The following is a 10,537-nucleotide window of genomic DNA, read 5'->3' on the forward strand; positions in this document are numbered from 1 at the left end:
CCCCAGGGCCGGGCGAGTGCGTCAAGGTGGGGAATTTTCAGTCGCCCCTTCTGGGGAGTATTCAGGCGGCAGTGACAGCTTCCTTGCCGAGGAGCCTGGGCGCGACGCCGTTCCATGCCAAATTGCCTCGATGGACAAGGGGGCGGTGCGGGTCCTGGCCGACCCGGCCCTGTCATCCCTGGCGGGAGGCGCAATCGCAGTGAGGCTGAAAGAACGTGCCATGGTACCTGACCAGGCCGTTTACCGGATTCGCTGCGTCGGGCATGGCCCGGCCCCCGCCATGCAGGCCCGTGGATGGATCACCTTGGATGCCGCCCCCGTAAGCCCGCAGAGTTCCATCATACGGTGGGGTGCGGCGGTGATATTGCGGGAAAGTGGGATGTAATGGCTGGCGGAAGGCTTCCCCGGCGTCTGGCTCAGGACACGGCCGACAGAAAGCCTATGACAAGGCTGTTGCCTTAAAAGGTCTTGGTGTAAAGGCCGGGTCTGGGGCGGGGCTGGGCCTCGGGCAATGCAGTACCACGACTGTTGGCAAAATGGCTGTGGGCGCCAAAGGCGTTCCAATGGGATGGGGGGCAAGCGCAGGAACCGGAGCAGGTACGGGTCGCGGGGGCATGACGACAAACGAGAAGGCCAGCCGGTCGGATGAGCCCGATTCATCCCAAGGCGGGCAGGCCGAGGAGGGTCTGGCGCATCCCGGCGGCGGTGGGCCGCGCCGCCGGATCGGGCGCCATGGCGGCGGTGATGGCCTTGGCCAGATGGGAGGGCAGGGCGGCAAGAGCATCGGGCGGGATTGGCCCATCCACCGGGGGCAGCTCACCCAGCAGCATGCGCCAGGCCAGCACCCCCATGGAGAAGACATCGCTGGCGCTGCTGGCCAGCCCCGCATCCGCCAACTGCTCCGGGCTGAGATAGGCAGGGGTGCCGATCCAGGCCCCGGGCGGGACATCACGGGCCGAGCCAAGCTTGACCATGCCGAAGTCGCAGAGCTTGGGCTGGCCGTTCTCGCGCACGCTCAGCAAGATATTGGCGGGCTTGATATCGCGGTGGACCATGCCCTTGGCGTGCAGATAGGCGACGGCGTCGAGAATTCGGCCCAGAATGCGGATGGCCTCGGCCTGGGGCAGGGCCTTGGGCAATTCGATCTCACTCGCCCCCTCCCGCTGGCCGGGGCCAAGATCCAGACCGATCAGACGGGGCAGATTGGCCTGCATGAAGGGAAGCACCAGATAGGGGGCATTCGATGCCGTGATGCCCATCTCGTGCACCCCCAGCAGATTGGGATGGTCGAGACGGGCCATGATCCGGCCTTCCAGGAGAAACCGGCGGTGCCATTCCGCCAGGGGGAAGGGCGGTTCGGGGGTGACCGGGTCCACATCGAAGACCTTGATCACCACCCGGCGGCCAAGACCATCGTCATCCGCCAGGAATAGCCGCGAAAACGCCGTCTTGATGAGGAAGCGGACCACCCGGTAAGGGCCGATCCGCTCCGTCATCTCGTCGGACGGTTCTGTCATCGCAAGGACGATGCGGTTACCATGTCACCTTCTCGACATTGTGGAACTCGATGACATCCTGGCTGCCGTCGTTATTGGTGACCACGATGGTGCCACTGCCGTCATGGGCCTTGGGGTCGATGGCCTGGGCCACATGATGGCCGGTGGCATCCACCGTCACGGCCCAGCCAGCGGCTTCCACATTGACTGAAACCGCGGATGTGTCCGAAGTCAGGTCGATGGTGTCGGTCCATTTCGTTCCATAACCGCCGTCGACCACGTCATGGCCGAAATTGGGGCCAAAGATGAACAGGTCACTGCCGGCATCACCCCACAACTGGTCGTCGCCCGCGCCACCGATGATGGTGTCGTTGCCGCCGCCGCCGTGGATCTGGTCGCTGCCGATACCGCCGTCGAGAACATCGTTGCCGTTGCCCGTGACCAGGACCTGTCCGCTGCGGTTGATATAGGCATCGCCGAAGATGATGTCGTCGCCCGCCCCACCCGAGATGCTGTCATTGGTGTCGGCGCTACGCAGGTCGCCGCAGCGGCCGCCATGGCTGCCACCGCTGTAGTAGTGAGAAGCGCCGCCCTTGCCGCCCAGCAGCAGGTCGTTGCCATCCGAGCCCCTCAGGATATCGTCGCCCCGGTTGCCCGACAGGGTAACGCCCGCGACGGCGCCGGGGGCATTGCTGGTGACGAAGTCGTAGGTATCCATGACCTGGGCCTGATCACCATTGTCGATTTCGGTGGTCAGGGCGGTGACATGCACCTCGCCCGACTGGGCGTTGGCTCCGACGGTTACGTTCAGATCCACCGAGCCGTTGTAGTCGGAGTCAGTGGTGAAGTAATAGCCACCCGCCCCATCGCTGGTCAGGGTTCCCTCGGTCAGCGATTCATTGCTGGCGCTGATGGTGACGCCAGTGGGCAGGTTGTCGATATGGAAGACCAGGTTTTCCGATCCATCGGTATCGGCCAGGGCGCCGGACAGATGCAGGGTCTGGTTGGGCGAATCGTGAACGATATAGTTGTCGAAGCTGAACACGGCGTTGCCCGCGGTGGGGACATTCTTGGTCGCCGCGTTCAGGGTGATGAATGTGGAGTTGGTGGCGCTGGTGCTCTGGACGGTGGATGCTGCGTCCGAATCGAGCCGCAGGCTTTCGGCCTCGACCTTCTGGCCATCCACGGTGATGTAGTCCAGCTTCAGCGAGCGGCTGCCGCTATCCACCACGCGCAGATCGGCGCCGTTCAGCAACAGGTCGTTCTGGGCGGCGCTCAGGTTGAAACTCACATCCTGATAGGCATAGCCCCCCTTGACGGTGCCGCTGCTCGCCCCCGTTGAGGTATTCAAGGTGGTCCACTGGGTATGATCGGCATTGCTGATCTGCACCTGGAAGGTGGTCGAGCGTGACGAATTGGTGCTGTTCTGCATGGCATGGACCACCACTTGGCCACCGGTCAGATTGGCGCTGGACACGGTGCCGAGATGGTCGACGGTGGCGCCAGTGACCTGGAAGGCCACGTCCACGCCCGTCGCCTTGTCGGCGACGCTGTCCAGATGCAGGGTGGCGGTATCGGCCTTCATCTGTGGCGCGGTCGGATCGTCGGTGACGACGTTGTAGCTCAGGGTGATATCGCCGCTGACATTGGCATTGGGATTGAAGGCGAAGCCCTCGTGGCCTTCGGCATCGGTGACGGCGATGAAGGTGCCCGCCAGATTGCCGTTGGCATCCCGGGCCTCCAGGTTCTCCACATGCAGCTTGTTGTCCACGTCGGTGGCGTTGGACAGCAACTGGTCGGCCCGGATGAAGACCTGGGTATCCTCGGTGCCGGTTTCGAGCGTGACATGGCCGGTGATAACGGTGGCATCGTCGCCCGGGTTGAAGTCGATGCTGACCTGCTTGCTGGCGGTGCCGCCCAGGCTGTCCTTGACGGTGACGCTGAAGGTGTCGCCGCCCTTATAGTCGGGATCGGATGCGGTGAAGTGGTACTTGCCGGTATCCGCCTCGATGGTGACCGTTCCATGGGCGGTGGTCATCGAGGTGATGGGCGAGCCATCGCCGTTGAAGCCGAAGCCGTAGGTTAGGGTATCGCCATCGGAATCCACGCCAACGATGGCGCCATCGACCTTGTTGTCGCTGTAGGTGGCGGTGACGTCGCGCACCTCGGGCGGGTTGTTGAGGTTGACTTCCTCGCCGCCGACGGTCACGCGGAACTGTTCGAAATTGCTGACCTTGAGGCCGCCCAGCGACTGGAATGTGAAGGGCTGGGTCGGATTCTCGGCGAAGGCCATCATTTCCCGGCGGACATCAACGGTGTACTGGCTGGGGTCCAGGTTGATCTGCAAGGTGTCGGTGCCGCCCGCCCCGGCGTCATAGACGTCGCCAGCGGTCTTGCCGCCAATGGCGACGACGGTATCGTCACCCGTGCCGGTGACGATGCTGTCGGCCGCATTCGAGACGATGATGGTATCATTGCCCGCGCCGGTATCGATCAGGGCGATCCTGTTCGCGCCCGAAGTCAACGCCATGCCCGAGAAGTTCAGGTAGTCGTTCCCCGACGAAGCCAGGATGGTATCGGTGCCGCCGCCGCCATTGAGCGACTCGATGGACTGCATATTGCCCAGGTTGTTGGTGACGGTGAAGACGTCGTTGCCCGAGCTGCCCAGGATGGTGTCGTTGCCGGAACCGCCGATATAGGTATCGCCGGTGCCCTCGCTGGCGCCGCTGACCTTGAAGACGTCGTTACCGGCGCCGCCATCCATGGTGTCGGCGCCCAAACCGCCGGTCATGGTGTCGTTGAAGCCGCCCGAGAACGAGACGTTCAGGCTGCCATGGGTGCTGGAGGTATCGCTGCCGTCCACGGTGGTGACGTCGATGTCGATGGCGCCGCCGATGCCGTTGGCCGAGGTGATGGACAGACCGGCCAACTGCGACGGGGTCAGGGTCCAGGAGCCGTCATCGTTTTGCACCAGATCGTGGGCGGAATTGTCCAAGGTGGCGCCGCCGGGGATGTTGGACAGGGTGATGGACTGCACCGATTCGCCCGAGATGGCGGTGGCGCTGATGTTGAGATTGACCTTCACGCCGGTGGTGCTGTCACCGATGATGGTGTCGGCGCCGCTGGTGCCGACAATGGTGTCACTGCCAGCGCCACCCGCGAAGGAGGTGCTGGTCATGGTCTTGACCGTGGCCGACTGCGACGCCAGGGTCGCATCGGGGGCGGTGATGGTGGCGGAGTCCGCCTGTTCCGCCACCGATATGTTCACGGTCTGATTGAAGCTGCCGCCCTGGCCATCGGAAACCGCCACGGTGAAGCTGTCGCTGCCGTGCCAGTCCTTGTTGTTGGCGGTGAAGGTGTAATTGCCGCTGGAATCCACCGACAAGGTGCCGTTATGGCTGCCTCCGGCGACCACCTGGTAGCTGAGGGTATCGGCGTCCACATCGCTGGCATTGATCTTGCCGGTGACGACGGTGGCCGCGCTGGTGGTGCTTTCCAGGCCGGTGCCTCCGGTGATGGAGGTCATGATCGGGGCATCGTTGGTGCCGGTGAGATTGACACCCACCTGGGCGCTGGTGCTGCCGCCATGGCCGTCACTGACGGTGACGGTGAAGGCATCGGTGGCGGTGGCCCCCTTGGCCATGCTGGCCGCGGCGGCATTGGGGCTAAAGGTATAATCGCCGGTGGCCGTGTTCAAGGTGACGGTGCCGTAGCTGGTGGTCAGGGTTTCGAAGCCCGGGGCTCCGGCGGCGCCGCCCTGAATGTGATAGCCGACCAGACCGGCGTCGTTGCTGTCCGCATCCGTGGCGGTGACATGGCCGGTGGTCAGCCCGGCATGGTCGCTGGCGGTGGCATTGACGGTGGAGGTGACGGTGGGGCCGTCATTGGTTCCGGTAATGCTGACACCGACCTGGGCGCTGGTGCTGCCGCCATGGCCGTCGCTTACCCGGACGGTGAAGGCATCGGTGGCGGTGGCGCCCGCCCCCATGCTGGCGGCCCCCTCATTGGGGCTGAAGGTGTAGTCGCCGGTCACCGTGTTCAAGGAGACGGTGCCGTGGCTGGTGGTCAGGGTTTCGAAGCCCGGGGCTCCGGCGGCGCCGCCCTGGATGTGATAGCTGACCAGACCGGCGTCGTTGCTGTCCGTATCGGTGGCGGTGACATGGCCGGTGGTCAGCCCGGCATGGTCGCTGGCGGTGGCGTTGACGGCGGTGGCGATGGTGGGGCCGTCATTGGTCCCGGTGATGCTGACGCCGACCTGGGCGCTGGTGCTGCCGCCATGGCCATCGCACACCCTGACGGTGAAGGCGTCGGTGGCGGTGGCGCCCGCGCCCATGCTGGCGGCCCCCGCATTGGGGCTGAAGGTATAGTCGCCGGTCACCGTGTTCAGGGTGACGGTGCCGTGATCGGTGGTCAGGGTTTCGAAGCCCGGGGCTCCGGCGGCGCCACCCTGGATGTGATAGCTGACCAGACCGGCGTCGTTGCTGTCCGTATCGGTGGCGGTGACATGGCCGGTGGTCAGCCCGGCATGGTCGCTGGCGGTGGCATTGACGGTGGTGGTGACGGTGGGGCCGTCATTGCTGCCGCTGATGCTGACATCGACGGTCGAGGCGCTGCTGGAAGCACCATGGCTGTCGGTGGCCACCACCTGGAAGCTGTCATGGGCCGAGGCTCCGGCGCCCAGGGATGCCGCTCCGGCATTGGGAGTGAAGGTATAGTCGCCGGTGGAGGCGTTGATGGTCACGGTGCCGTGGTCGGTGCTCAGGCTGGTGACGTGGTTGCCCGCGCTGTCGACCAGCGCATAGCTGACGCTGTCGCCGATATTGGGATCGCTGCCGATGGCATGGCCGGTGACGGCGCTGTGGTCGTTGGCGGCATCGAGGTCGCCTACGCTCAGGGTGGGAGCGCCATTGACCATGCCGACATTGACGGTCTCGGTGCTGGTGCCGCCATGGCCGTCGCTGATCAGCACCTTGAAGCTGTCACTGCCTGCGTAATTTCCGGTGGGAGTGTAGACGAAGCTGCCATCGGGCATCAGCACGACACTGCCGTGCTGCGCGCCATCATTGCCGGTGGCCAGGCTGAAGTCGAGTTGGTTCCCGTCGGGATCGGTGGCCTGGATCGTTCCAGACACCGAGAATCCCGCCGAGCCCGAAACCGATGCCGCCGCGCCCGCTTCGGGACCGTCATTGCCGAGATCCAGGCTGACCTGGGCATGGGCGGTGGAAGAGGCGATGGACGAGCCATCGACGCTCTTGGCCGCCACGTCCAGCGCCAGGGTGCCGGTGAAGCCAGCGGGCGTGGTCACGGACAGGCCGCTCAGATGGGTCGGGTCGATGGTGTAGCCGCCATCGGCGCCGGGGGTCAGGGCGTGGCCGTCCTGGCTCAGCACCGCTCCGGCGGGCAGGCCGCTGATGGTGACAGTGTGGGCTTCCGAGCCGTCCATGTCGGGGAAATTGGCCGCCAGGCTGATGGGATGGGTCGAGGTCGGCTCGGCCGCGTTCCAGTTCACCGACAAGTTGACGTCGTTGTAGTCGCGGTCGCCGCCGCCGTTGAGGTCTTCCCAGTTCTGGTTGCCGCTGACGCTGCTCGAATCCTCGGAATGGACCAGGCGGTCGGAGTTCAGCGCCGGGTTGTCGAACAGCACCTTGGCGCCGGTTCCGCTCAGCAACGTGTTGTTTTCGCTCAGAACCTGCCAGTTGCCCGACGAATCCTTGGCGAAGTGAATATCCGAGCCATCGCGAATCGACAAATTCTGGTCGCCATCCGGAATGATGAAGAAGCCAACCCGGTCGGGATCGACACCGCTGATGGTCACCGACTGGCCGTTGGTGTCGTGGACATCCTTCCAGATCACCTCGCCGCTGACCGGGTTGCCATTATCGTCCATGACGTAATAGCCGTAGGTGTTGTGGTATCCGGCCGACGCGGTCGCATCCAGATTGGTGACGGTGAAGCTGCCGCCAGGAGTGACGGTGCCCGCGCCGATGGACAGGGACAGGCTGGCCTGATCCGCCGCCGGATCCACATGCACCGCCACGCTCTGGGTGACGCTGCCGCCATTGCCATCCGAGACGGTGACGCTGAAGCTGTCGTCACCCGCCCAGTGGTCCGCGGGAGTGAAGGTGTATTCGCCAGTGGCGGTATTCAGGCTGACGACGCCGTGATCGGTGGTCAGCAACTCATTGCCATGGCCATCGGACACGCCACCTTCGACATGGTAGCCCAGGGTATCGCCGGTATCCATATCGGTGCCGACCACTTGTCCCGCCGCCACATGATCCTCGGTGCCGCTGCCGCCGGTCAGGGTGACGGACGGGCCGTCATTGGCGCCGGTGATGGTGACGCCCACGGTGGAGGCCGCGCTGGACACGCCGTGATCATCGGTGGCGACAACCTTGAAGCTGTCGGTGACGGAGGCACCCACGCCCATATGCTGGGCATCGGCATTGGGGGTGAAGGTGTATTCGCCGGTGCTGGCGTTCAGGCTGACCGTGCCGTGTTCGGTGGTCAGGCTGCTGACATGATTGCCCGCCGCATCCACCAGCGAATAGGTGACGGTGTCGCCCGGATCCACATCGGCCGCCGTGATAGTCGCGCTCTTGGCGTGATCCTCGTCGGTGGTCGAGGAGGGGGCATTGGTGATGGTCGGCGCGTTCTCCAGATTGACCTCGCGGCCATCCACCACGACCTTGACGCTTTCCCAATTCTTGGCATCGACGCCAAGGGTATTGAAGTGGAAGTTCTGGCCCGGATTGGCCGGATTGGCGATGAAGGCCTCGAACTGCTGCAACTCGGCATGGACCGCGGGCGTGTACTGCGCCGAGGTCAACTGCACCTTGAAGCTGTCGGTGCCCGCGCCGCCGTCATAGACATCGGCTCCGCCCTGACCGGCCACGAACACGCCGGTATCATTGCCGACACCGCCGTCGATCACGTCGTTGCCCCAGCCGCCGTTCAGGGTATCGGCACCCTCGCCACCGCGCAGGGTGTCGTTGCCCGACGCGCCGTACAGGTAGTCGTTGCCGGTGCCACCGTCGATGACGTCGTTGCCCTGGCTGGCCATCAGCACGTCGTTGCCAGAACCACCGTCAATAGCGGTGTCGCCCACCGCGTAGCGGTTGGAGGTCAGGTCGACCACGTCATTGCCGTCACCGGCATTGATGCTCTCGACGCCGTCGATACGGGCGCCGCCGGTGGGCGAGGCGCTGTAGCCGTCATCCAGGAACAGCGAGTCGTTGCCGGACCCCATGACGATGGTGTCGGTCCCGGCGCCGCCGCGGAAGACGTCCTGGCTCTGGTTGCTGCCGTTCAGGGCGAAGGTCTCGTTGGTGCCGCCATGCTGCAGGTCGCCCACGTTCTTGGCGACGAAGCCGCCGCTCCAACTGCCATCGGTCGAGAAATTCAGGACATCGTTGCCCGCGCCGCCATCCAGCAGATCGCTCCCGGTACCGCCGTCCAGGGTGTCGTTGCCCACCGCCGTGCCGGTAAAGGTCACGTCGAAGCTGGTGGTGGAGGTGGCGGTATCACCGTTGGAGCCTTCCACCGAACCGGCCGACACCGTCAGGTGCAGGTTGGTGCCTTCGGTGCTGGTCACGGTCAGGCCCGACAACTGGTCGGAGGACAGAGTCCAGCTGCCATCGGCATTCTGGGTTCCGGCCGACAGGGTCGCTCCGGCGGGCAGGCCGCTGATGGTGACGCTGCTCAGGCTTTCCGAACCATCGGTATCGCTCAGGCGGTCGCTGATGTTCAGCGGAACCGTCACGGTGCCGGTGCCATCACCATAAATGACGTCATTGCCCGCGCCACCGTTGATCACGTCATTGCCACCGCCACCCGACATGGTGTCGGCATTGGCGGTGCCGGTCATGGTCTGGGCCTGGCCAGCGCCGAGATCCACGGTGATGTTCGATGCCGCCAGCACTGGCGCATCGGCATCCGCCGCCAATTCGAAGCTGGCAGAGCCGGCCGTGGTGCCACCATGGCCATCGGACACGGTGTAGCTGAGCTCGACGCCGCCGCTGTAATTGGCCTCGGGGGTGAAGGTGAAGGTGCCGTCACCATTGTCGGTGAGGGTGCCGTGGTTGGCGGTCAGGCCACTCACCGACAGGGTATCGCCATCCATGTCCGAGGCATTGCCCAGCAGGTCGCTGGCCTTGATGGTCACCGAACGATCCTCGGTGCCAGAAGTCAGTGACACATTGCCCGACACCACGGGGCCGTCATTGCTGCCGTCGATGGTGACGGTGACGGTCTGGGTGGCGGTGCCGTCGGCGGACTTGACCTCGAACGTCTTGGTCAGGCTTTCCCCGGCGCCCAGCGACTGGACGGCGGCGGAATTGACGTCGAAGCTCCACTCGCCCGCCTGATTGATGGTGAAGGTGCCCTCATCCGTGGCGATGGTGGCGGGCTGGACATGGTCCTGACCGGCATCCACATCACTGGTGGTCAGCGTGCCGGAGACGCTGCCATTGTCCTCGGCGGCATGGCCGGAGGCGGTGCCGGTGATGGTGGCGGCGTCATTGCTGCCGTCGATGGTGACGGTGACGGTCTGGGTGGCGGTGCCGTCGGCGGACTTGACCTCGAACGTCTTGGTCAGGCTTTCCCCGGCGCCCAGCGACTGGACGGCGGCGGAATTGACGTCGAAGCTCCACTCGCCCGCCTGATTGATGGTGAAGGTGCCCTCATCCGTGGCGATGGTGGCGGGCTGGACATGGTCCTGACCGGCATCCACATCACTGGTGGTCAGCGTGCCGGAGACGCTGCCATTGTCCTCGGCTGACCCTCCCCCCGTGAATGGCTCCAGGTTGAATGTAATAATTCAACTGACCATGAAGGGGACATTCCATGCCGAAGAAGAGACATACCGCCGAAGAGATCATCGGCAAGCTGCGTGAAGCGGACGTGCTTCTGGCGCAAGGCCGGAAGGTGGCCGACGTCGCCAAGGCTTTGGCGGTAACGGAGGTTACGTACTACCGCTGGCGCCAGGAATACGGTGGGATGAAGGTCTCACAGGCCAAGCGGCTCAAGGAGCTTGAGCGCGA

The 10,537-nt window shown here is 64.7% G+C and carries 3 protein-coding genes; 1 reads left to right on the forward strand and 2 read right to left on the reverse strand.

From position 1 onward, the window contains the following. Positions 1 to 656: 656 nt before the first annotated feature. A complete protein-coding gene (locus A6A04_RS15770; RefSeq protein ID WP_068494580.1) occupies positions 657 to 1,517 on the reverse strand; it encodes a serine/threonine-protein kinase in 861 nt (286 codons plus the stop codon). Positions 1,518 to 1,533: 16 nt separating this feature from the next. Further along, positions 1,534 to 10,314, reverse strand: coding sequence for a tandem-95 repeat protein (locus A6A04_RS15775; RefSeq protein ID WP_322096821.1), 8,781 nt, complete (start codon positions 10,312 to 10,314; stop codon positions 1,534 to 1,536). Between the two features lie 26 nt (positions 10,315 to 10,340). On the opposite strand from A6A04_RS15775, the gene A6A04_RS15780 reads away from it, so the two are divergent. Further along, on the forward strand, positions 10,341 to 10,537 hold a 197-nt coding region (locus A6A04_RS15780; protein WP_068492287.1), incomplete at its 3' end, for a transposase.

Origin of the sequence: Paramagnetospirillum marisnigri (assembly GCF_001650715.1) — a bacterium.
In the GTDB taxonomy this organism is placed as follows: domain Bacteria; phylum Pseudomonadota; class Alphaproteobacteria; order Rhodospirillales; family Magnetospirillaceae; genus Phaeospirillum; species Phaeospirillum marisnigri.

Bases quoted from the DNA above. Each gene is read 5' to 3' on its own strand.
- A6A04_RS15770 (WP_068494580.1), bottom strand. From the start codon at position 1,517: ATGACAGAACCGTCCGACGAGATGACGGAGCGGATCGGCCCTTACCGG.